Raw genomic sequence first — 19,523 nt, 5'->3', positions numbered from 1 at the left:
GCCTTCCGAGAGGCAGTTGACAACAGACAACTCCGGCAAATGTGTCCACTCGGCGGTGGCGCGCCCCGAAAATTGTTTGCTGGAAATTATTACTGATCGGTAAGTCTCCATCCCATTAGGCCGAAGCCGGGCCGGAGAATGTGGTTGACGCCCACCCCCGATGCCTCCGACTTTGCGTTGGTCGATATCGACGCGGCGAAGGTGCGCGGCCGGGTGCGCCGCCCGGCCCGCGCAGCCCCGGTTGTACTGCCAGGAGTAGGCCCGAGCCCGTCCTGCAGAGCCCATTCGATGGTTTTCGCGTTCGCGTAGATGCCGGTGCGCTGCGGGCCGAGCACCGAATTCCCAGCCCCGCAGGAACGGCGCCAACTACGTCTTGTACTGCTCGTAGCCGGGTCGTCGTCGATGGAGGCGTACACGGGTGCGCCGATCGGAACGCCCGGTTCGTGTGCAGTTGCCAGCCGGGCTTGGCGTGCGACTCACCGGCCCGCTGCCCACCGTGCCGGTCCGCGAGCACCCCGGGTCACGGCGGCGGGTCGGGCCACGCACCGCCGGCCATCAGCCCGGCATTGAAATCGGAAACCGCGGTGACCAGGCGGGTGCGCAGGGCACGCTTCAGCCGGTCGGTGACGACCGCGTGCCCGAACTCGGCGCAGTCGGCGATCCACCGGCCCATGTCGTCGATGTTCTCCGGCGTCGGAACCAGCGAGCCGTACCGGGCGACCGCCTCGGCCTCCACCGCCGAGATGACACTGTCGGCGAGCGCCTCGACCCCGTCTCGGCCGGCATCCACCAGGGCCAGCACCACCCGGGCGTAGACCAGCGGATCCGGCGAGCGCGCCAGCACCCGTCCGACCACGGGGTTGGTGAACAGCAGGGCGGATCCCGATCGGTGCGCGACGCCCAGGGATATCAGCCGGGCACCCTCGGGTCCGTTGGGGTCGATCTCGACGCGGACACCGGCCGTGGAGGTCACCGATGCCGCGTCCCGGTCCGGTTCGGCACCGGGCCGCAGGATTTCGCGCTGCAGCCCCAGCAGTTCGGCGACGCTGCCGCCGGCGCGGACGGTCTCGAAGAACTCGGCGATGTGGGCCGAGGTGAAGCCGCGGCCCAGCAGCTCGTTGATCGTGCGCAGCTGGGCCAGGTGGTAGTCGTCGTAAATTGCCGAGCGGCCCTGTCGGCGCGGCGGGTCGAGCAGGCCACGCTCCCGGTACGCGCGGATGTTGCGGGTGCTCACGCCGGAGATCTCCGCCAGCCTGTCGAGTCGGTACTCGTTCACCGGCATGTGGGCCCCGCACCGGTACACCCGCCCCATGCGCCCATAGCACCCACTGTAGCGCGGGGAGACACCGGAAGAGCGAACTCGAAGATAGTACCGTTACTGCATATATGTAGAATCTGGCAACGTCGGTGAGGGATCTCACCGGTAACTCGCTGGCGATTCATCCCATCAATTTGGAACGATTGAGTCTGCTCGTCACCCGAATCCCACCGCCGAACGAAGCCGAGGTCCGTGTGCGTCCCTGGATCATCTGGGCCACCGGCGTCCTCGCATACATCGTCGCGGTCCTGAACCGGACCACCCTCGGGGTCTCCGGGCTCGAGGCCGGAGACCGCTTCCACGCGGGTCCCGGCATGCTCTCGATGTTCGTGGTGTTGCAGATCATCGTCTACGCCGGCGCCCAGGTCCCGGCGGGAGTGCTCCTCGACCGCTACGGCTCGAAGGTGCTGGTCATCTGCGGCGCCGCACTGATGGCTGCCGGGCAACTCGCGATCGCCGTCAGCGAATCGTTGCCCACCGCATTGGCCGCCCGCGCCGTCGTCGGTCTCGGTGACGCTTTCACCTTCATCTCCGTGCTGCGACTCGTCCCGCACTGGTTCCCGGCCCGCCAGATCCCACTACTGACCCAGCTCACCGGGATCAGTGGGCAGCTCGGCCAGGTCTTGTCGGCGGTGCCGTTCCTGGCGCTGCTCGGGGTGACCGGCTGGACGCCGGCGTACCTGTCGGTGGCCGCGTTCAGCGTGCTGGTGGCGGTGCTGGCCGCGGTGATCGTCCAGAACACACCGGACGGCCGGCTGGATACGACCCAGACCCTGAACGTGCGCGACACCCTCAGCAGTGTCCGCACCGTCTGGATGCGCCCGGGTACCCGGCTCGGGTTCTTCACCCACATGGGCACCCAGTTCTCGGTGACGGCGTTCGCGCTGATGTGGGGTGTGCCCTACGTGACCACGGCCCAGGGCCAGAGCCGCGGGGTGGCGGGCATGTTGCTGACCATCTCGGTGGTGACCGCCATCGTCGCCGGCGTCGTGCTGGGCATCCTGACCGGGCGCTACCCGCACCGCCGCTCGCGGTTCGTGCTCGCCATCATCGGCAGTAACGCCGCGGCGTGGACGGTGGTGCTCGCGCTGCCCGGTCCGGCCCCGCTCTGGCTGCTGATCGCCCTGATCGTCGTCATCTCCGTCGGTGGTCCGGGATCGATGGTCGGATTCGACTTCGCCCGCACGTTCAACCCGGGCGCCACCCTGGGCACCGCGCAGGGCATGGTCAACATGGGCGGCTTCCTGGTCGCACTGATGCTGATGCAGGGTATGGGCTGGATCCTCGACGCCACGGGTGGCTACTCGTTCGACTCGTTCCGGCTGGCCTGGACACTGCAGTACCTGATCTGGGCACTGGCCGTGGTCGGCATCCTGGTCACCCGGCGCAAGGCCCGGCGTCTGATGCAGGCCGAGCAAGAACGCTCCCTGCTGGAGACCTTCGATCCGCACCCGGCCGGAAGCTAGCCCGCCGCCCGCCGGTGCCCGGCCAGTTCACCGCCGATGACCGCGACCGCGGGCGCCGCGGTGACGACCAGCAGACAGATTGCCGTCGAGACGCCCGCCCGGGCCATCAGCACGGCCCCGGTCAGCACTGCCGCCGACAGCGCGGCCAGGCCCAGATGCAGCGGCCGGACGCGGCGGATCAACAGCGCGGTCAGCAGGTAGGTGGTCCCGATGAACACGCCGACCGGGATCACCACGGACAGGACGGTGCCCACCGAGCCGAGTTCGGAGTGCTCTTCCAGGTAGTAGGCGGCCAGGTGCAGCCCGGCCCCGGTGCCCACGATGGCACCGAACAACAGGATCGCCAGGTAACCGAAGCGGAACGACGTCTCGCGATGGGCGTGCAGCAGCTCCCCCGTCGGCACCATGAAGAACAGCCACCACATCCCGAAGGTCAGCCCGGTGCCGGCCAGCGCAACCAGGATGGCGTCGGCGGTCCAGCCCTGGTCGTGCACCACCGCCGACAGGGTGGCGACGGTACCCACCACCCCCTCACCGAGCGCGATGATCGCCATCAGGCCGTACCGCTCGGCGATGTGGTGCGCGTGCCACGGTGTCCCACCGGCCCACCGCTCCGCGATCAGCGGACCGAGCATCTCGGCGCCGACCAGCCCCACCACCAGCAGCAACGTCACCGGCAGCGAGGTGTGCGCGAATATGAGTGCGATCCAACCCAACTGGGTGACCAGGATCGCGCAGGCATACGTCAGGCACGCTCGGCGCCGGGGCGGGTCCTGCCGGGCCGCCCGTAGCCACTGCCCCACCATCGCCACCCGCATGACCACGTAGCCGGCCACGATCACCGCGTTGTCGACGTGCCCGCCGTGCTCCAGCGAGGCGTACATGTCCGGAAGTCCGAGCGCCAGGATCAGCACGCCGACCATCTGGAGCATGGTCGTCAGGCGGTAGATCCAGTCGTCGGTGTCGTAGGCGGATGCGAACCAGGTGAAGTTGATCCAGGCCCAGCAGACGGCGAAGACCGCGAATCCGAACCCGGCCAACCCGACCAGCAGATGGCCGGCGGCCATCGCATGGGCGAACTCCGAGGCGGCGACCCCGAATGCGATCACGAAGGTGAGGTCGAACAGCAGCTCCAACGGGCTGGAGACACGGTGCGGCTCATGCGGATCCCGGCCGGACATCACCCGCAGCCGGTGCGATGAGCCGGGCACCTCGGGCGGTGTGGCTGCGGTGCTCACCTGGGCATCCCCTTCCACCGGCGCCGCACGGGCCGGTCCCGATCAGACAGGCTAGCGTGGGCGGATGCCCACCATGGCGAGCTCACCGACCGCGGTCGGGGTCGTGCTGGCGGCCGGTATCGGGTCGCGGGTCGGCGCCGACGGCAACAAGGCCTACCTGAAACTGGCGGGCCGCTCGATGCTGTCCTGGTCGGTCCGGGCGGTGGCCGACACCGCCGAAATCGGCCGGGTCATCCTGGTTTACCGGCGCGGTGAGCGGGAGGTGGCGGCGCGCGCGCTGGCCGAAGACCTGCCCGGCAGGGCCGTGGAACTCGTCGAAGGTGGTGACAGCCGGCACGAGTCGGAGTTCAACATGCTGGCCCACATCGCCCCCGATATCGAATCCGGCGCCGTCGACGTCGTGCTCATCCATGACGCGGCCCGCCCGTTGGCCGGGCCGGACATGATGCGCGCGGCGCTCACCGCGGCCCGCGAACACGGTGGGGCGGTGCCCGCGGTGACGGCGACCGGTCTGGCTCGGCCACTGCCCGCCGGCGGGTTCGAACCGCTGACCGAGCGGGTGGTACGCGTGCAGACTCCGCAGGCCTTCCGCGCCGGACCACTGCTCGCGGCCTATCGGAAGGCCGACGTCACCGGGTTCGACGGCACCGACACCTCAGCGTGTGTGCAGCATTTCACCGATGTCGACGTGCGGGTGTTCCCTGGCGCGGCAACCAATCTCAAGGTCACCTATCCGCCGGACATCCGGCTCGCCGAGCATCTGTTGGCCGCGCTCAGCGCCGGCACGCAGTGATCGCCTCCAACAGTGCGGCGTCACCCGGCAGGTCCACAGCGATGGCATCGGCGTCACCGGCCACGGTGACCAGGTCGGCGGCGCCGAGCACCGTGTGCAGGTCGGCCAGCCGGGGCACGGCCACCCCGTACGGGTACTGAGCGGTCCGTAGCTCCGAGCGGTCCACCGTGGCCACGATCGTTCCTTGTGCGTCAACACTTTTGACGGTGTCGGTGACCGGTAGCACCGGGACCACCAGTTCGGCCCCCTCGCGCAATGCCGCCGCCACACGCTGCACCAACCCGTCCGGTACCACCGGATGCCGGTGGTCGGCGACCAGTGCGTGCGTCACGGCTTCCGATTGCAGATGCGGCCTCGCGGCCACCAGACAGTCTGTGGTGCTGGGTGATTCACCGGCGGCGATGACCCGCACCGGCAGCTCTCCCAGGCTGGCGGAAAGCTGTTCGGTCAACCGGTTGTCGGCGGCCACCAGAACCTCCCCCACGGCCGCCAGGGCACGCACGATCCGCAGCAGCACCGGGTCGCCGTCGACCGGGATGAACACCGACGCGGGCTGCTTGGCCACCGCGGCGGGCAACGGCAGGATCGCTGAGAGTTTCACCGCGGTCAGGGTAGCTGGCGCGCAGGCCGGAAGCGTTGTAGGTAGGAGTTCCAGTCCCAGTCCGCCAGAAACCCGCTTGCCGCGGCGTAGCCGGCTGCGTACAGCGCCTGAACCTCGGCGTCGCTGATGTCGAAGTCGAGGTAGCCGACCTCGGTGGAATCGACCCGCACGGTCCGCGCCTTCACCCACGGCTGGTTCAGGTAGGCCTGATCGCGGCCCACCAGCACGGTCGTGATGACGTCGTCGAGCATCCGCGGTGTCCCGAACCGCCGCAACGGACCCCAGTTCGGCAGCAGGTGGTCGGTGTCGTTGGGCAGGTTGGGCAGCACCGTGACCCCGAAGCTGGGCCATCGCGGTGCACCGCCGTCGGCGCGGTCCAGCGAGTCGATCGGGAAGTTGGACAGCAGGCCGCCGTCGACCAGGGTCGAGGTGCGCCCGGCCGAATCGGTCAGGTTCGACGGCCGGAAGTAGAACGGGATCGACATCGAAGCCCGGACCGCGGCAGCGACCGGCTGGTCGTCCGGGTCCAGCCCGTAGACCCGGCGGTAATCCCAGGGCAGTCGCACCAGCTGGCCGGTGGTGATGTCGGCGACGGTGACCACCAGCCGGTAGCGCCGGTCGGCCGGTAGTTCGTCGTCGTCGATCGCCAGGTCGCCGAAGGTGCGCACCCCGAGGTCGGCCAGTTGTGCGCGCACCCAGTCGTGAGCGTAGTCGCCCTTGTAGATTCCGCGGCCGTGGGCGAGCGCCAGCGGCTGCCCGACGAACGGGATCCGCCCGAGCAGCGTGGCGTCCCGGAACTTCCGGTAGTTCAGTTGCAGCGCAATATCTTTGAACTCCGCACCGGTCAGTTGCGCGTCGGCCGCGGCGACGATCGCCCCGACGATGGATCCCGCGGACGTCCCGGATACCCGCTGCGCCCGGTAGCCGGCGTCCATCAGTGCCACGACGGCGCCGACCAGGCCCACCCCTTTGACACCGCCACCGGAGAGCACCAGATCGGCCGGGCCGGACATCGGTGTGTCCTTCTACACCGGGTCGAACGCGGAGATCCGCCAGTTGCCGTCGACCTTGGACAGCCCCACCTTGACGCTGCTGGTGGAGAACGAACCGTCCGGGTTCTCCTTGCTGACGGTGTTCTGGTTGAGGAAGACCAGCACCACGGCCCGGTCCGGATGCAGTTCGGAGACCGCGGCGTTGACGACCGCCGCCTGCGTCTGGACCGCGTTCTTCTGCGCGGCCGGCGCCACGATCTGCTCGGTGAACTGGTTGTAGTAGTTCAGGAAGTCCCCGGTCAGTTGCGCCCGGGCGTTGGCGAAGTCCGCCTCCAGGGAATCCGGCGAGTAGGACAGCAGCGCCACCGTCCCGTCGGAGGCGGCCTTGACCGCGGCTTCCGCGGCCGCCGGACCGGTCTGCTGGTCGGGCCGGTACTGGTTGACGTAGAGCCAGGCGGTGAGTCCGCCGGTCACCGCGAGAGCCAGCACCAGCACGATGGCTGCCCAGAATCGGGCGGCGCCGCGCAGCAGCGTGCGCACCGGCCCGCCCGGCGCCGGCCGGTCCGGCGCTGCGGCGGCACCGGAGTCGATTTCGGTGTCGATCGGGGCGTCGACCTCGGTGTCGTTGTCCACGGTCACGGCGCGAACTCCACTTTCGCCATCTTGATCTGATCGCCCTCCCGGGCCATGCTCACGATCAGCCGCCAGGTGCGCGGATCGTCCTTGGCGCCTTGTTCATTGGTGATCGTCGAGAATGCCGACACCAGCACGTCGGCGGTGTTCTCGGTCATCGACTTGACCGCGGTGGCGGTGACGGTCGCCTCGGTGATGACCTTCGAGGATTCGGCCACCTTGGCGAAATCCTGATGCTCCTTCTCGAAGTCCTTGCGGAACTCGCCGGTCGAGTTGTCCAGGATCCGCTGCACGTCCTGTTCGGCACTGTTGAAGTTCAGCGACATCAACGACACCACGCCTTGGCGGGCGGCCGCCGAGAACTCGGCGCCCAGATCACGTTGGTGCTCGGCCTGCTGGTGGGTGACCATGATCCAGGCGCTGGTGCTGGCCAGCGCAGCCACCCCGATGACGGCCAGCGCGGCCGCGACATAGGTGAGGATCGCCCGCGTCCGGCCGCGCGTGCTGACCGGTTCGTCGTCGAACTCGTCCTCGGCGTCGGCGTCGGCATCGGCATCTGCGTCGGTGAGGACGTCCTCGTGGTGCTCGTCGCCCTCGCTCGCCTCGGCCTCCCGGCGCAGCCGGAGCACCTTGGCGCGCGCGGCGGCCGCGGCGGCCGCCGCCTCCGCCTCGGCGGCCAGCGCTTCGGCCTCCTCGGCGGTCAGCTCGAGGCCGTCTGCCTGGTCAGGCGGGGAAACCGAAGTCGCCCCACGCCTATCGGTGGGCATCATGTCCTCCTGCACTGCGAATACTGTGTGTACGGCGCACCGCTCAGCTGGTCAGGTGCAGCAGGCGATCCTTCATCACCTTGCCCGTCGCGTTGAGCGGTAGCTCGTCGAGGAACTCGACATACCGTGGCACCTTATAACCGGCCATCCGGTCCCGGCTCCAGGCGATGAGTTCCTGCTCGCTGATATCGCCGCCGTCGCTTTCCCCCGTCGTTTCGCTCGCCCGAGGGCGCAGCACCACGAAGGCCTTGCCGACCTGGCCCAGCCGCTCGTCCGGGACGCCGATGACGGCCGCCTGCCGGACCGCGGGATGTTCCAGCAGGAAACCCTCGATCTCGGCTGGGTAGGCGTTGAACCCGCCAACGATGAACATGTCCTTCTTGCGGCCGACGATCTTGAGCCGGCCCCCGTCGTCGAAGGTGCCCAGATCACCGGTGTGCAGCCAGCCCTCGGGGTCGACCGCTTCGGCGGTGGCGGCAGGGTCGTCGAGGTAGCCCTGCATCACGGTATAGCCGCGCACCAACACCTCACCGTCGGAGGCGATGCGTACCTCGACCCCGTCGCATGGCTTGCCCGCCGTGGTGGCGATGTCGGTGAACGAATCGCCGGGGCGCGACAGGGTGACGGTGCCCGCCTCGGTCAGGCCGTAGCCGGTCGCCAGCGTCTGGAAGGGCAACTCCTCGTGCACCCGGCGGATGAGTTCCACCGGGATGTCCGCCGCGCCGGTGACCCCGGCGCGCAGGGTCGCAAGCCGGTGCTTGTCCGGGACCGCCAGCAGCGAGTGGTACAGCGTCGGCGCCCCCGGCAGCATGGTGATCCGCTCGGTCTCGATGAGGTCGACGACCGCGGGCACGTCGAACACCGGCACCGGCAGGATGGTGGCACCCCGGATGAGCGATGAGATGCACCCGGCCTTGTATCCGAACGTGTGGAAGAACGGGTTGACGATCAGGTAGCGGTCGCCCTCCCGAAGGTCGGCCAGATCGCACCATTCGGTGTAGAGGCGCAGCGTCTGTTCGTGATTCATCATCACGCCCTTGGCCCGGCCGGTGGTGCCGGAGGTGTAGATGATGTCGGCGATATCGGTGCCCCGTAGGTCCGGCGCCTCGTACGGCCGCCCGTTCTCCAGGAAGTCCGAGGTGATCTCGATCGCCGGGACACCGGTGGGCACGCTGAAATCCTGCCCCAGGAAACCATTTTGAACCAGGACGGCCTTCGCGCCGCTGCGGGTGATGATGTCGGCGGCTTCCTCGGGTTTGAACCGGGTGTTCACCGGGACGACCACTCCCCCGGCGGTGACCACGCCGAAGGCGGCGATCAGCCAGGCCGCCGAATTGGGCGCCCAGATCGCGACGCGGTCCCCTTTAGCGATACCGAAGTCGGCGAAAGCTCCGGCGGCACAACGGACCCGGTGAGCCAGTTCGATATAGCTGAGGCGCAGTGGACCGTCGACGACCGCTTCGGCATCTCCGAAGCGGTCGCCGACGCTCAAGACCATCTCGGGGATGGTCTCCCACTGCTTCTGGTACGTCACGTAGTGATGAGCCGGCCCAGGTTGCCGCCCATGATCTTGGCCTGGTCCTCGAGAGCGAGATGCTCGAGCGCGGTGATGTAGTGGGTCGGCTCGGCCAGGCCCTCCGGGTGCGGCCAGTCCGAACCGTAGAGCACCTGGTCCACACCGATCAGGTTGATCAGGTCGTCGATGCCCTCTTCGTAGAACGGGCTGACGTAGATGCGGTTCTTGATCTCTTCCATCGGATTGCCCAGGAACGCCTCGGGGGCCTTCTTGTACACCTCCGCCATCGAGTCCAGCAGCGGGAACATCCACTTGGAGCCGGCCTCGACGATGCCGACCTTGAGCTTCGGGTGCCGGAACAGCGCACCGTGGATGACCCACGAGGCCACCGCGTCCTGGATCGGCCGCCATTCGTTGAGGATCGACATGGCGTTGGTCTGGAACGGCAGCATCTCCTGCGCCGCGCCGTCCCACTCGGAGGTGTACCGCGAGTAGCCACTGTCCGAGGAATGCATGCCGACGAACACGTCGTGGTGCACCACGCGCTCCCAGAACGGATCGAACTCGGGCAGCGCGAAGGACCGCGGGCCGCGGAAGCCCGGCACCGGGGCGGGGCGGATCAGGATGGCCCGCGCGCCGCGCTTGACGGCCCACTCCAGCTCCTCGATCGCCTTCTCGACGATGGGCAGGGTGATCACCGGTGTGGTGAAGATGCGGCCCTTGTGGTTGAAGCCCCACACCTCGTGCAGCCACTCGTTGAGGGCGTGGACGATGACGTGGATGGCGACCGGGTCGTCCGACAGCCGCTCCTCGATGAGGCTGGCCAGCGTCGGGAACATCAGGCTGCGGTCGACGCCGAGTTCGTCCATCACCTTGATGCGCGGCTCGGGCTCGAAGAAGGCCGGGATGGCCTTCATCGGCTCACCGAACAGCTCGCGCTTGCTCTTGCCGTCGGGGTTACCGAACTTGAAGTACTCCTCCCAGGCGCCGGGCTTGGCGACCACGGAGAAGGTGGGGTTCGGGATGTAGTTGGAGATCTGGCCCTTGAGCGCAATCTTGGTGCGGCCGTTGACCTCCACGTACTGGACGATGTCCTTGTACTCCTTGGGGAGGTACTTGGTCATCGCCTCCGGCGGCTCGTAGAGATGGTTGTCCGCATCGAACAGCGGAAACGGAACGTCGACCCGATGCGACAGTTGACCCATGAGATGCTCCTTTTCGGTTCTTGAGAATCATATTCTCATGTTGTGTTTGCCGCAACGCCCTCAGGTACGGCGGCTGCTGCGGCGATCTCCTGGCGGACCCGGAACTTCTGCACCTTGCCGCTGGCGGTCCGCGGAAAGTCCTGCCCTTCGGGCACCGCGATCAGCTCCTCGGGCCACTTCTGCCGAGCCACCCCGGCCCGTTCGAAGTGCGCCCGCACCTGCTCCGGGCTGGGCATCGGCATGCCGGGCCGGATCCGCAGCACCGCGGCGACGTGCTCGCCGAGGCGGGCGTCCGGCGCCGCGACCACGACGGCCTCCAAGACGTCCGGCAAGGTCAGCAGCACCTCCTCGACCTCCAGGGCGCTGATGTTCTCGCCGCCGCGGATGATCAGGTCGGCGGTGCGGTCGGTGATGGTGAGATACCCGTCCTCGTCGAGCACGCCGATGTCGCCGGTGCGGTACCAGCCCTCGTCGTCGAAGGACGCGGCGGTCAACGCAGCGTCGGTGTAGCCGAGGCACAGATCCGGTCCGCGGCTGTAGATCTCACCGTCGGGGCCCAGCCGGATCTCCACCCCGGGCCGGGCATTGCCGTCGGTGTAGAGACGTTTGTCCTCCGGCGCGTCCGGCCCCGATCCGGTGATGGAGGGATGCTCGGTGCTGCCGTAGGCGCGGAACACGAACAGGCCCAGATCGGCCAGGCGCCGGGTGACGGCCGCCGGCACCGTCGACCCGCCGAGGCCCACCGTGGAGAAGCGGGCCAGATGGGTCTCGTTGAAGCCCGGGTGGTCCATCAGGCTGGTGACGAAATACGGGGGGCCACCACCGATGGAGAGGCCGTCGCGTTCGATGAGTTCGAGCACCCGCCCCGGGTCCCAGACATCACACAGGTCGACGGGGGCGCCTTCGAGGACCGGGATCAGGAAGGCGCCGACCATGCCGATGAAGTGGCCGACCGGGGTGGCGGTGAGCTGGCGCCCGCGGCCCGGCGGATAGTTGGCCAGCAGCTGGCGGGTCTCGCAGTTGAGGGTCTGGTGACTGTGGATCACCCCCTTGGGCTCGCGGGTGGTGCCCGAGGTGAAGGCGATCAGCGCCGGCCCGCCCGGGTCGGTGTCCACCGTCCCGGTCATCGGCTCGTCGGCCAGCAGGTCCTCGAAACTCGCCTCCCCGACGAGTCCGACGATCGGCACCTCGGCGCACAGATCCGGCTGGAAGGTCATCCGGCCGAACTGGGCGGTGCTGATGAACGCCTTCGGCCGGGCGGTGGCGATGATGTGGCCGAGCTCCTTGCGCCCGTAGAAATGCACGATCGGCACGGTGACCGCACCGAGGAACGCCGACGCCCAGAATGCGACGGCGGCCTCCATCCAGTTCGGCAGCTGCAACGCCACCACGTCCCCGGGCCCGACGCCGCGGTCACGCAGGCCGGCGGCCAGGCGCCGGGCCTGCAGTTCGACGTCGGCGAACGTTCCCGCGAAGGGCCGGACCGCGGAATGGACGACAAAGCCGGTGTCCGGGGCGGCCTTCAGCCCGTCGGCCAGCAACTGGCCGAGTGTCTCCGATGTCCACCACCCTTGCTCGACATACCGTTTACTGAGCTCAGCAGGGATATTTCGGATGGAAATGACAGCACCTCCGCAACGCCGGGCAGATGCTGGTGATGCTATTCTCACCTGCCGAGAATGCCAATACCGCAATTGGAGAACGTTTGATGGTCGACCTGGAACTGGACGGCGAACTGGCGGTCATCACCATTGACCGCCCGCATGCCCGCAATGCCATCTCGCTGGACACGATGGATGAGCTCGGGAAGGCCCTGGACGGCGCGGCGGGTGCGCGCGCCCTCGTCATCACCGGCGGCGGTGACAAGGCGTTCGTCTCGGGCGGCGACCTCAAGGAACTGGCCGCCTTGCGCACCGAACTGGAGGCCTCCGAGATGGCGTGGCGGATGCGCACCATCTGCGACCGCATCGCCGGGTTTCCCGGCCCGGTCGTCGCCGCGCTCAACGGCCACGCCCTGGGCGGCGGAGCCGAGGTGGCGGTGTCCGCCGACATCCGTATCGCCGCCGACGACATCAAGATCGGCTTCAACCAGGTATCGCTGGCGATCATGCCCGCCTGGGGCGGAGCCGAACGCCTCGGCGCGCTGGTCGGGCGCAGTCAGGCGCTGCTGCTGGCCGGAACCGGACGCATCCTCGGCGCCCCCGAGGCGCACCGGCTCGGCCTGATCGACGAGGTGGTAGCGCGGGCCGACTTCGCCGAGCACTGGCGCGCGACGGCTCAGCTGCTGGCCCGCACGCCGGGTACGGCCATCAAGCGCGTCATCAACGGAACCACCACCACCGACGCCGTCGCCGCATTCGCCGGGCTGTGGGTATCCGACGAGCACTGGGTGGCCGCCGACAAAGTGATGAACAAGGGCAGGTAGCCGGCCGCTCAGATACCGCCGAGGGTGCATCGTCTGCGGGACAATCGCCGAATCACCGCAGACGATTCACTTTCGGCGGACCTCAGCCGAGTTCACGGATCGGATCGCTGCCGTCCCAGTTCTCGGCGGCCCGGCGCACGAATGCCGCCATGCCGGCCGACGCCTCGGTGAGCTCCATGATCTCGATGATCGCGGCCGGCCGCGGGGGACCGGTGGTGCCGGCACCGCCGAGTTCCACGTAGCTGAACCGCACCCCGTCGTCGGCGCCGCCCGACCAGACCACCGGCCAGCCGGCGGCGGCCACGCGCGCCATGGTCGCGTCGAAATCGTCTGTCCAGTAGGCGAGTTGATGGAAACCTTCACCGGCCGAATCCAGGAACTCGGTGAAGATGCTCGCCGCGGCGTCGGTCTGCTGGATGATCTCGACCTGCAACTCGCCGCTGTTGGCCAGCGCCAGCGACAAGGTCACCTCGCAGGGCTCACCGCGGTAGGTGACCCGTTGCGCCAGGCCGCGCATGACGAACCAGGGGCCGACGCCGAGTTTGAGCCAGTGCGCCACCGCGGCGTCGAGATCGCGAACCACATAACCGATTTGACGGACCGGGCCGGGGAGTACGGTTTCATGCTGCACAACCGTGACGGTATAGCCCGATCAGGATCGGTTGCCGGTTCCGCCGGAATCTCGTGCCGGGGCCGCCGCGAAACCGCTGCCCACCAGATCGCCGAAGATCTCCTCCACGGGCAGCGCCTCGCCTTCCAGCTCGCGCAGCCAATGCTCGACGAACTCCAGCGTTTCCGCGTGCCCGGCCGACATGCCCAGCGCCTGCTCCATCACCAGCACCCAGGACACGCTGGTACCGATCACCGACCAGACCACCGGGGGCACATCGCCGGGGTCGACGCCGTACCGGTCCAGCGCCGCCGCCATGGCCGCCCGCTGATCCTCGCGGAACCGCTCGGCGTAGTAGCTGATCTGCGCGCGCAGTTCCTTGCGGTGGTTGGCCAGCCCCATGAACTCCATGGTCAGTCGGGTGGCCGCCGGGTCGGTGCTGAACAGCCACAGCGCCCGCAGCGGCTGAGCCGATTTGAGCGCCGCCTCCTGCACCACCAGTCCCTGTTCGGCGCGCCGTTGGAACACCGCCAGGAACAACTCGTCCATGTTCCGGAAGTAGTAATGCACCAGCTGCGGTTTGAGACCGGCCCGCTCGGCAACCCGCCGCGACGTCACCGCGGCGTACCCCTCGTCGAGCATCAGCGCCTCGGCGGCGTCGAGCAGGACGCCACGGTTCTTGGCGTCCGGCGCCCCGATTCTGCGCGCTGTGGACATCTCCCCCACCCTTTGCTGACATCTGCGTCCGCTGCCGCGACGGATCGTATCGGCCGACCGCGTGTGACCTTGACCACGACTCTATCCACATGCTAAGCAGGTGCACAGCACTTTTCATGTCACAGCTCGGCCGGAGATGCGATTTCGCCGGCAGGACAGCGCCGACACCCTTCCACCCCACAGCCCGGGAGATCTACTCACATGAGCGAATACGCGACGCTGGACTTCCTCACCGACCAGTCGCTGGTGCCCAATCCGTACCCGTACTTCGATTATCTCCGCGAGCAGAATCCGGTGTTGCAGGTTCCGCCGTGGGGCTGTTACGCCGTCACCGGCTACGAGGAAGCGGTCGCGGTCTACAAGAACACCGACGCCTTCTCCAATGCGGTCGCGCTCGGCGGCCCGTTCCCGCCCCTGCCGTTCACCCCGGAAGGTGACGACATCTCCGAGCAACTGGAAGCGCACCGGCACCTGCTGCCGATGTTCGAGCACATGGTCACCATGGACCCGCCGGATCACACCAAGGCCCGCTCTCTGCTGAATCGGCTCCTGACGCCGCGCAGGCTCAAGGAGAACGAGGATTTCATGTGGAAGCTGGCCGACGTCCAGCTCGACGAGTTCCTGGACAACGGTCAGTGCGAGTTCCTGGCCGAGTACGCCAAGCCGTTCTCGCTGTTGGTCATCGCCGACCTGCTCGGTGTGCCCGAGGAGGACCACAAGCAGTTCCGCACCAAGCTCGGCGCCGACCGGCCCGGCGCCCGGGTGGGTTCACTCGAGCAGGAGGTCGTCGACGAGAATCCGCTGCAGTTCCTGGACGACAAGTTCATCGCCTACCTGGAGGATCGCCGCGCGAATCCGCGCGAGGACGTGCTGACCTCGCTGGCGACCGCGCTCTACCCCGACGATTCGGTGCCTCCGGTCATCGAGGTGGTGCGCTCGGCCACCTTCCTGTTCGCCGCCGGACAGGAGACCACCACCAAGCTGCTCAGCGCCGCCATGCGGGTGCTGGCCGAGAATCCCGAGGTGCAGCAGAAGCTACGCGACGATCGCAGTCTCATCCCGACCTTCATCGAGGAGTCGCTGCGTCTGGAGAGCCCGGTGAAATGCGACTTCCGCTTGGCCCGCAAGACAACCGAGGTCGCCGGCGTGAAGATCCCGGCCGGCAGCCCGGTGATGGTGCTGCCCGGTGCGGTCAACCGCGACCCGAGCCGCTTCGACAATCCGCACGAGTTGCGGCTGGACCGCAAGAACGTGCGCGAGCACATGGCCTTCGGCCGCGGTGTGCACTCCTGCCCGGGCGGGCCGCTCGCGCGGGTCGAGGGACGGGTGTCCATCGAGCGCATCCTGGATCGCATGGGCGACATCACCGTCGACGCCGACAAGCACGGCCCGGTCGGTGACCAGAACTTCAACTACGAGCCGACGTTCGTACTGCGCGGGTTGACCGACCTGCACATCAAGTTCACACCGCTCGGCTGACCCAGCCCCCTCGGGACTTCGGCGCGTCCTCCGTCCAGCTCGACGGACGGGGACGCGCCGAAGCTGTTTCCCACAATGAGAATGCCGTTCTTCATTTTCGCGAGGACGAGAAGCGCGTTTCGGCTCTCCGGGGCACACCCGCGTTCTATAGTCAGCCGAGGATGCCGAGCCGTGGAGGAAGTCTTGTGAAGTTCGTCGTGGTGCACGCCGCGGTCGCCGCGGCCGTCATGAGCTTGGCCGGCGCGATCCCGGCCGCCGCCGAAGAGCCGGTCCTGCACCACGTCAAGTACACGGTCGGCGCCAGCCAGCCGACGCGGGCGCAGATCTATTACCGCGACGTGCAGCCACCCAATTGGGCCGACTACAGCCACAATCCGTACGTCTTCAGCCCCAAAGCCGAGGCCGAGCTGGGCCCCGGCCAACCGTGGGTGCTGGAAGCCACCCTGGCCGACCCGCAGTCCTGGGCGATGGTCGTGGCGTCCGTACCCGAGCACGCCCCGGCGCTCGCCGACCCCGGTTTCGTCTGCGAACTCCGGGTGGACGACGTCGTGGTCGCCACCGACTCGGGTCTCAAGGGTGCGCTCTGCTCATTGCGCACCTGGTGACGCCGCAGACACCGTCCACTGGCCGGCCACCCGGCCGATCCGGCCCGCCGGCTCCGGTACCGTGAAACCGATTGCTGCATGCGGAAAAGACAGGAGGTCGGATGCGGTTCCGCAAGTCTGACCCGGCGAAGGACCCCGCCAAGACCGACGCGACCGCCGAGGCGGCGGGTACCGAGACCGCGACAGATGCCGCAGCCGCGCTGACGCTCGCGGAGGCAGAAGCGGCGGCCGCCGAGGCCACCGCGGCAGCCGCCCGGGCCCGGGCCGACGAGATCCGGTCGCGCAAACAGGGCGCCGCCCCCGCGGACACCACAGACGAAACCACCGAATCTGAATCCGAAGTCGGATCCGACGGTGACCCCGACGTCGTGGTCGAGGAAACCGAGAGCGCGTCGACGACCGAGGCGGATGCCGCCGAGGAGTTTCAAGCCACCGAAGACTACGAGACTGCCGAGCCCGTCCCGCCGCAGCGCAGGCTCGGGCCCGCACTGCGTTGGGCGGCAGCCGCACTCGTCGTCCTGCTGACCGGTGCCCTGATCACCGTCAGCGTGCTGATGGTGATGCAGCACCGCAGCGTGCAGGACAAGCAGCGTCAGGCCGCCGAATACGCCGCTGCCGCCAAGCAGAGCGTGGTGACGCTGATGTCCCTGGATTTCACCAGCGTCGACGAGGATGTCCAACGCATCCTCGACAACTCGACCGGGAACTTCCGGAAGGAATTCGAAGCCCAGGCAAAGGATTTCGCCACCGTGGCCAAGGAATCGAAGGTGGTGACCGAGGCAACCGCCACCGCCGCGGCGGTCGAATCGATGACCGACAACGACGCCGTGGTCCTCGTCACCGCCACATCGACCGTCAGCAATACTGCCGGGGCCAAACAAGAGCCGCGGAACTGGCGGCTCGCGGTGAGCCTCAACCGAGACGGCGACCAGATCAAGATGTCGAAGGTGGAGTTCGCCCCGTGACCACTGATGAACCCGTGACCACCGAGGACACGGCGGCCGTGGCCGAGACTTCTGCAGCCGCGGCCCCTGCCCGTTCGCGGCTGCAGAAGTGGCTGGCACCGGTGCTTCTCGTGGTGCTGCTGGCGGCCTCGGCCGGTGTGGCCGGCTGGTTGTACTTCACCGACTATCGCAGCGACCAGCAGATCGACGACACCGCGCGGCAGGCGGTGCTGACCGCGGCCGCCGACGGCGCCGTCGCGTTGCTCTCGTACTCACCGGCCACCCTGGACGCCGACTTCGCCAATGCCAAGTCCCGGATGACCGGCGACTTTCTGGACTACTACACCCAATTCACCGACGAGATCGTCGCGCCCGCAGCCAAAGAGAAGCAGGTACAGACCTCTGCGGCGGTGACACGTAAGGCGATCGTCGACATCGAACCGGGCACCGCCGAGGTGCTCGTTTTCATCAACCAGTCGACCACCAGCCGGGACAATCCCGACGGCAGCTTCACCGCGAGCGCGGTCAAAGTGGTGCTGGAGAAGCAGGACGGCGCCTGGCTGATCTCCGCTTTTGATCCTGTCTAGCTTTTGATCCCGTCTAGAACCGGACCAGCGAGAACGTCCAGACGTTCATTCCGGGCGGGCCGTTGAAGCAGCCCACGTCGAACCTGGACTCCACGGTGCCGAACAGGCTCACATCGTCCCATCGGTAGGTGTCCTTGGTCGGCATCACGTGCCCGAGACAGCGCAGCCCGTCCGGGACATCGGCGGTGAAGGACCACTGCCCGTCGACCAGCCGCGCCTCCCCACCGTAGTAGGCGCCGAACTTCGGCCGCGGGACCGCCCGTACCAATCGGCAGTCATCGGTCGGGGTGTCGTACTGGTCGTAATCCTCGCAGGGATACGTCGCCCAGACCCAGGACGCGTCTGTCCACCGGTTGCTCCACACCTCATAGTTGCCGAGCAGCATGGCGTCGGCCTGCGGTGCCAGCACCGTCGCGGTCGCTACGGCGACCGGGGCCATGGCGGCAGCGAGAATCTTCATCATGCTCCTCGTGAGGTTCGATATCCGGCAGATCAGCGCGGGATGGGATCAGAGGCCGAGACATCGCCCCGTTCCCAACGGGTTCCGCCGTTCTTCGCGATGCACGTCAAGAACAGCCCGTCCGGCGACTGGGCCATCTCGCCGTCATAGCCGGAACAGGTGGCACCCTCGGCCTTGATGCCGTGCATCTCGGTGGCCCGGAACCAGCGGGGCGCGTAGCGCCGCGGTGAACCGCAGAACACCAGCCGCCCCCAGGACGTCACGCCGAAGGCGTAGTAGGTGGTGTTGTTGCAGTACGAACCCAGCACGATGTTCGGTGCGATGCCAGGTGTGCACGACGGATCGTTGCAGTCGAACAGCATCGGCGGCTCGGCGGGCACCGGCTCCACCGGCGGCTCCGCGGCGGCGATCGGTGCCCAAATCATCGGTGCCACAGCGACAGCCGCGGCCACCACACCCATCATCACACGCATACCGTCCACCTTCCCACATCGGGGTAACAAAGTTCTCCTATTCTGCAAGGGTTGTTCTTCTCCGGCACTAGGCTGGACGCGAGACACCCTGAACAGCGTGAGGAGTCGTCATGCATGCATTCGGTCCCGCGGTCGGCGCGGCCACCGTCCTGTTGGGCGCAGCCCTGGCAACCGGTGCCGCGCCGGCCGCCCACGCCGACCCGGATTTCGCCCTGAACGGCACCTATCGGGTCATCTCCAACGGAGATTGGGCCAAGACCAACGAGGTCCGGATGAACGAGGCGGTCGTCGTGTCGACGTGGACCTTCTCGACGAGCTGCACCGATGTCCAGACCTGCGACGGAACGGTCACCAGCGACAAGGGCTGGACGGTCCCGGCCAAGTACCGGATCAACCGCTGGATCGTCGAAGTGGAACATCCGGGCTGGCTGCCCTGCCCCGACGGCACCAGGGCACCCGGATTCCAGCGCTTCCAGTTCTTCGGCACCAGCCCCAACGGTCATGTCGACACCGCCAACGTGCAGACCCTCAAGGGGTTCGACCGCACCGAGGGCCCCGGCGGCGCCTGCGGCCGCAACACGCCCACCGCAATCGAGATGCCAGTCCGGCTGGACAAGATGTAATCGCTGCACCGCAACGGTTCTCGTAGCACCCACCCCGAAGATCCCCGGCCCGGCGGCCGGGGATCTTCTGT

General features: G+C 67.9%; 21 protein-coding genes and 1 pseudogene. 8 read left to right on the top strand and 14 right to left on the bottom strand.

The window, feature by feature from the left end:
• Window positions 1-89: 89 nt before the first annotated feature.
• Together V4U86_RS08210 and V4U86_RS08205 are read right to left on the bottom strand one after the other, a co-directional pair.
• Window positions 90-517 (bottom strand): annotated as a pseudogene (locus V4U86_RS08210) (glycoside hydrolase domain-containing protein); the annotation flags it as partial.
• 3 nt (window positions 518-520) lie between these two features.
• On the bottom strand, window positions 521-1,282 hold the full coding sequence (locus V4U86_RS08205) for a MerR family transcriptional regulator (RefSeq protein WP_395310762.1): 762 nt from the start codon (window positions 1,280-1,282) through the stop codon (window positions 521-523).
• Window positions 1,283-1,512: 230 nt separating this feature from the next.
• Between V4U86_RS08205 and V4U86_RS08200 the strand changes: the two genes are divergently transcribed.
• Window positions 1,513-2,784, top strand: a complete 1,272-nt coding sequence (locus tag V4U86_RS08200; RefSeq protein ID WP_395311964.1) for an MFS transporter — start codon at window positions 1,513-1,515, stop codon at window positions 2,782-2,784.
• On the opposite strand, the gene V4U86_RS08195 is transcribed toward V4U86_RS08200, so the two are convergent.
• Window positions 2,781-3,965 (bottom strand): low temperature requirement protein A, encoded by a 1,185-nt coding sequence (locus V4U86_RS08195; RefSeq protein WP_395311963.1) that lies wholly within the window; start codon window positions 3,963-3,965, stop codon window positions 2,781-2,783. The genes V4U86_RS08200 and V4U86_RS08195 overlap by 4 nt on opposite strands.
• Before the next feature lie 130 nt (window positions 3,966-4,095).
• Between V4U86_RS08195 and V4U86_RS08190 the strand changes: the two genes are divergently transcribed.
• Window positions 4,096-4,815, top strand: a complete 720-nt coding sequence (locus tag V4U86_RS08190) for an IspD/TarI family cytidylyltransferase (RefSeq protein ID WP_395311962.1) — start codon at window positions 4,096-4,098, stop codon at window positions 4,813-4,815.
• Here the strand turns inward: V4U86_RS08190 and V4U86_RS08185 are convergent.
• Genes V4U86_RS08185 through V4U86_RS08155 form a run of 7 tightly spaced genes read right to left on the bottom strand, consistent with a single transcriptional unit; the run spans window position 4,796 to window position 12,145 of the window.
• Window positions 4,796-5,416, bottom strand: a complete 621-nt coding sequence (locus V4U86_RS08185; RefSeq protein WP_395310761.1) for a 2-C-methyl-D-erythritol 4-phosphate cytidylyltransferase — start codon at window positions 5,414-5,416, stop codon at window positions 4,796-4,798. The two genes, V4U86_RS08190 and V4U86_RS08185, sit on opposite strands and share 20 nt — an antisense overlap.
• Window positions 5,417-5,421: 5 nt before the next feature.
• Window positions 5,422-6,429: a patatin-like phospholipase family protein gene (locus V4U86_RS08180; RefSeq protein ID WP_395310760.1), complete on the bottom strand. Its 1,008-nt coding sequence runs from the start codon at window positions 6,427-6,429 to the stop codon at window positions 5,422-5,424.
• A gap of 12 nt (window positions 6,430-6,441) precedes the next feature.
• Entirely contained in the window at window positions 6,442-7,047 is a 606-nt protein-coding gene (locus tag V4U86_RS08175) for a twin-arginine translocation pathway signal (protein WP_395310759.1), read from the bottom strand.
• A complete protein-coding gene (locus V4U86_RS08170) occupies window positions 7,044-7,808 on the bottom strand; it encodes a hypothetical protein (protein ID WP_395310758.1) in 765 nt (254 codons plus the stop codon). The genes V4U86_RS08175 and V4U86_RS08170 overlap by 4 nt, the downstream gene beginning before the upstream one ends.
• 43 nt (window positions 7,809-7,851) lie before the next feature.
• On the bottom strand, window positions 7,852-9,306 hold the full coding sequence (locus tag V4U86_RS08165) for a FadD3 family acyl-CoA ligase (protein ID WP_395311961.1): 1,455 nt from the start codon (window positions 9,304-9,306) through the stop codon (window positions 7,852-7,854).
• A gap of 32 nt (window positions 9,307-9,338) precedes the next feature.
• Window positions 9,339-10,529: an amidohydrolase family protein gene (locus V4U86_RS08160; protein ID WP_395310757.1), complete on the bottom strand. Its 1,191-nt coding sequence runs from the start codon at window positions 10,527-10,529 to the stop codon at window positions 9,339-9,341.
• 35 nt (window positions 10,530-10,564) lie between these two features.
• The gene (locus tag V4U86_RS08155) at window positions 10,565-12,145 is read right to left on the bottom strand and encodes an AMP-binding protein (RefSeq protein WP_395311960.1); all 1,581 of its coding nucleotides are present in this window, start codon (window positions 12,143-12,145) and stop codon (window positions 10,565-10,567) included.
• A 92-nt stretch (window positions 12,146-12,237) separates the two neighbouring features.
• On the opposite strand from V4U86_RS08155, the gene V4U86_RS08150 reads away from it, so the two are divergent.
• Entirely contained in the window at window positions 12,238-12,954 is a 717-nt protein-coding gene (locus V4U86_RS08150) for an enoyl-CoA hydratase/isomerase family protein (protein ID WP_395310756.1), read from the top strand.
• Between the two features lie 82 nt (window positions 12,955-13,036).
• Here the strand turns inward: V4U86_RS08150 and V4U86_RS08145 are convergent, their stop codons facing one another.
• Both V4U86_RS08145 and V4U86_RS08140 read right to left on the bottom strand, forming a co-directional pair.
• Window positions 13,037-13,537, bottom strand: a complete 501-nt coding sequence (locus V4U86_RS08145) for a VOC family protein (RefSeq protein WP_395310755.1) — start codon at window positions 13,535-13,537, stop codon at window positions 13,037-13,039.
• Between the two features lie 69 nt (window positions 13,538-13,606).
• A complete protein-coding gene (locus V4U86_RS08140; RefSeq protein WP_395310754.1) occupies window positions 13,607-14,281 on the bottom strand; it encodes a TetR/AcrR family transcriptional regulator in 675 nt (224 codons plus the stop codon).
• A 201-nt stretch (window positions 14,282-14,482) separates the two neighbouring features.
• On the opposite strand from V4U86_RS08140, the gene V4U86_RS08135 reads away from it, so the two are divergent.
• From V4U86_RS08135 to V4U86_RS08120, 4 genes are all read left to right on the top strand, one after another.
• The gene (locus V4U86_RS08135; RefSeq protein WP_395310753.1) at window positions 14,483-15,760 is read left to right on the top strand and encodes a cytochrome P450; all 1,278 of its coding nucleotides are present in this window, start codon (window positions 14,483-14,485) and stop codon (window positions 15,758-15,760) included.
• Window positions 15,761-15,987: 227 nt separating this feature from the next.
• Window positions 15,988-16,365, top strand: a complete 378-nt coding sequence (locus tag V4U86_RS08130) for a hypothetical protein (protein ID WP_395311959.1) — start codon at window positions 15,988-15,990, stop codon at window positions 16,363-16,365.
• Between the two features lie 101 nt (window positions 16,366-16,466).
• Window positions 16,467-17,330: a hypothetical protein gene (locus V4U86_RS08125; RefSeq protein ID WP_395310752.1), complete on the top strand. Its 864-nt coding sequence runs from the start codon at window positions 16,467-16,469 to the stop codon at window positions 17,328-17,330.
• Complete coding sequence (locus tag V4U86_RS08120) at window positions 17,327-17,896, top strand: twin-arginine translocation pathway signal (RefSeq protein WP_395310751.1); 570 nt, start codon at window positions 17,327-17,329, stop codon at window positions 17,894-17,896. Before V4U86_RS08125 ends, V4U86_RS08120 begins: the two co-directional genes overlap by 4 nt.
• A gap of 13 nt (window positions 17,897-17,909) precedes the next feature.
• Here the strand turns inward: V4U86_RS08120 and V4U86_RS08115 are convergent, their stop codons facing one another.
• Together V4U86_RS08115 and V4U86_RS08110 are read right to left on the bottom strand one after the other, a co-directional pair.
• Window positions 17,910-18,356 (bottom strand): hypothetical protein, encoded by a 447-nt coding sequence (locus V4U86_RS08115; RefSeq protein ID WP_395310750.1) that lies wholly within the window; start codon window positions 18,354-18,356, stop codon window positions 17,910-17,912.
• Between the two features lie 32 nt (window positions 18,357-18,388).
• On the bottom strand, window positions 18,389-18,829 hold the full coding sequence (locus V4U86_RS08110; RefSeq protein WP_395310749.1) for a hypothetical protein: 441 nt from the start codon (window positions 18,827-18,829) through the stop codon (window positions 18,389-18,391).
• 110 nt (window positions 18,830-18,939) lie between these two features.
• Here V4U86_RS08110 and V4U86_RS08105 point away from each other — a divergent pair, with 110 nt between their 5' ends.
• Window positions 18,940-19,452, top strand: coding sequence for a hypothetical protein (locus V4U86_RS08105; protein ID WP_395310748.1), 513 nt, complete (start codon window positions 18,940-18,942; stop codon window positions 19,450-19,452).
• Window positions 19,453-19,523: the final 71 nt, after the last annotated feature.

This window comes from Mycobacterium sp. AMU20-3851 (assembly GCF_043974665.1).
GTDB lineage: Bacteria > Actinomycetota > Actinomycetes > Mycobacteriales > Mycobacteriaceae > Mycobacterium.
The sequence above is the reverse complement of the archived record's forward strand: the minus strand, read 5'-3'. Positions and strand labels throughout refer to the sequence as shown.

What these genes read in the sequence shown, in the direction of transcription:
- V4U86_RS08205 (WP_395310762.1), bottom strand. Translation starts at nt 1,282, where the DNA reads ATGCCGGTGAACGAGTACCGACTCGACAGGCTGGCGGAGATCTCCGGC.
- V4U86_RS08195 (WP_395311963.1), bottom strand. Translation starts at nt 3,965, where the DNA reads ATGTCCGGCCGGGATCCGCATGAGCCGCACCGTGTCTCCAGCCCGTTG.
- V4U86_RS08190 (WP_395311962.1), top strand. Translation starts at nt 4,096, where the DNA reads ATGGCGAGCTCACCGACCGCGGTCGGGGTCGTGCTGGCGGCCGGTATC.
- V4U86_RS08180 (WP_395310760.1), bottom strand. Translation starts at nt 6,429, where the DNA reads ATGTCCGGCCCGGCCGATCTGGTGCTCTCCGGTGGCGGTGTCAAAGGG.
- V4U86_RS08170 (WP_395310758.1), bottom strand. Translation starts at nt 7,808, where the DNA reads ATGCCCACCGATAGGCGTGGGGCGACTTCGGTTTCCCCGCCTGACCAG.
- V4U86_RS08165 (WP_395311961.1), bottom strand. Translation starts at nt 9,306, where the DNA reads ATGGTCTTGAGCGTCGGCGACCGCTTCGGAGATGCCGAAGCGGTCGTC.
- V4U86_RS08160 (WP_395310757.1), bottom strand. Translation starts at nt 10,529, where the DNA reads ATGGGTCAACTGTCGCATCGGGTCGACGTTCCGTTTCCGCTGTTCGAT.
- V4U86_RS08150 (WP_395310756.1), top strand. Translation starts at nt 12,238, where the DNA reads ATGGTCGACCTGGAACTGGACGGCGAACTGGCGGTCATCACCATTGAC.
- V4U86_RS08140 (WP_395310754.1), bottom strand. Translation starts at nt 14,281, where the DNA reads ATGTCCACAGCGCGCAGAATCGGGGCGCCGGACGCCAAGAACCGTGGC.
- V4U86_RS08135 (WP_395310753.1), top strand. Translation starts at nt 14,483, where the DNA reads ATGAGCGAATACGCGACGCTGGACTTCCTCACCGACCAGTCGCTGGTG.
- V4U86_RS08130 (WP_395311959.1), top strand. Translation starts at nt 15,988, where the DNA reads ATGAGCTTGGCCGGCGCGATCCCGGCCGCCGCCGAAGAGCCGGTCCTG.
- V4U86_RS08125 (WP_395310752.1), top strand. Translation starts at nt 16,467, where the DNA reads ATGCGGTTCCGCAAGTCTGACCCGGCGAAGGACCCCGCCAAGACCGAC.
- V4U86_RS08115 (WP_395310750.1), bottom strand. Translation starts at nt 18,356, where the DNA reads ATGAAGATTCTCGCTGCCGCCATGGCCCCGGTCGCCGTAGCGACCGCG.
- V4U86_RS08110 (WP_395310749.1), bottom strand. Translation starts at nt 18,829, where the DNA reads ATGCGTGTGATGATGGGTGTGGTGGCCGCGGCTGTCGCTGTGGCACCG.
- V4U86_RS08105 (WP_395310748.1), top strand. Translation starts at nt 18,940, where the DNA reads ATGCATGCATTCGGTCCCGCGGTCGGCGCGGCCACCGTCCTGTTGGGC.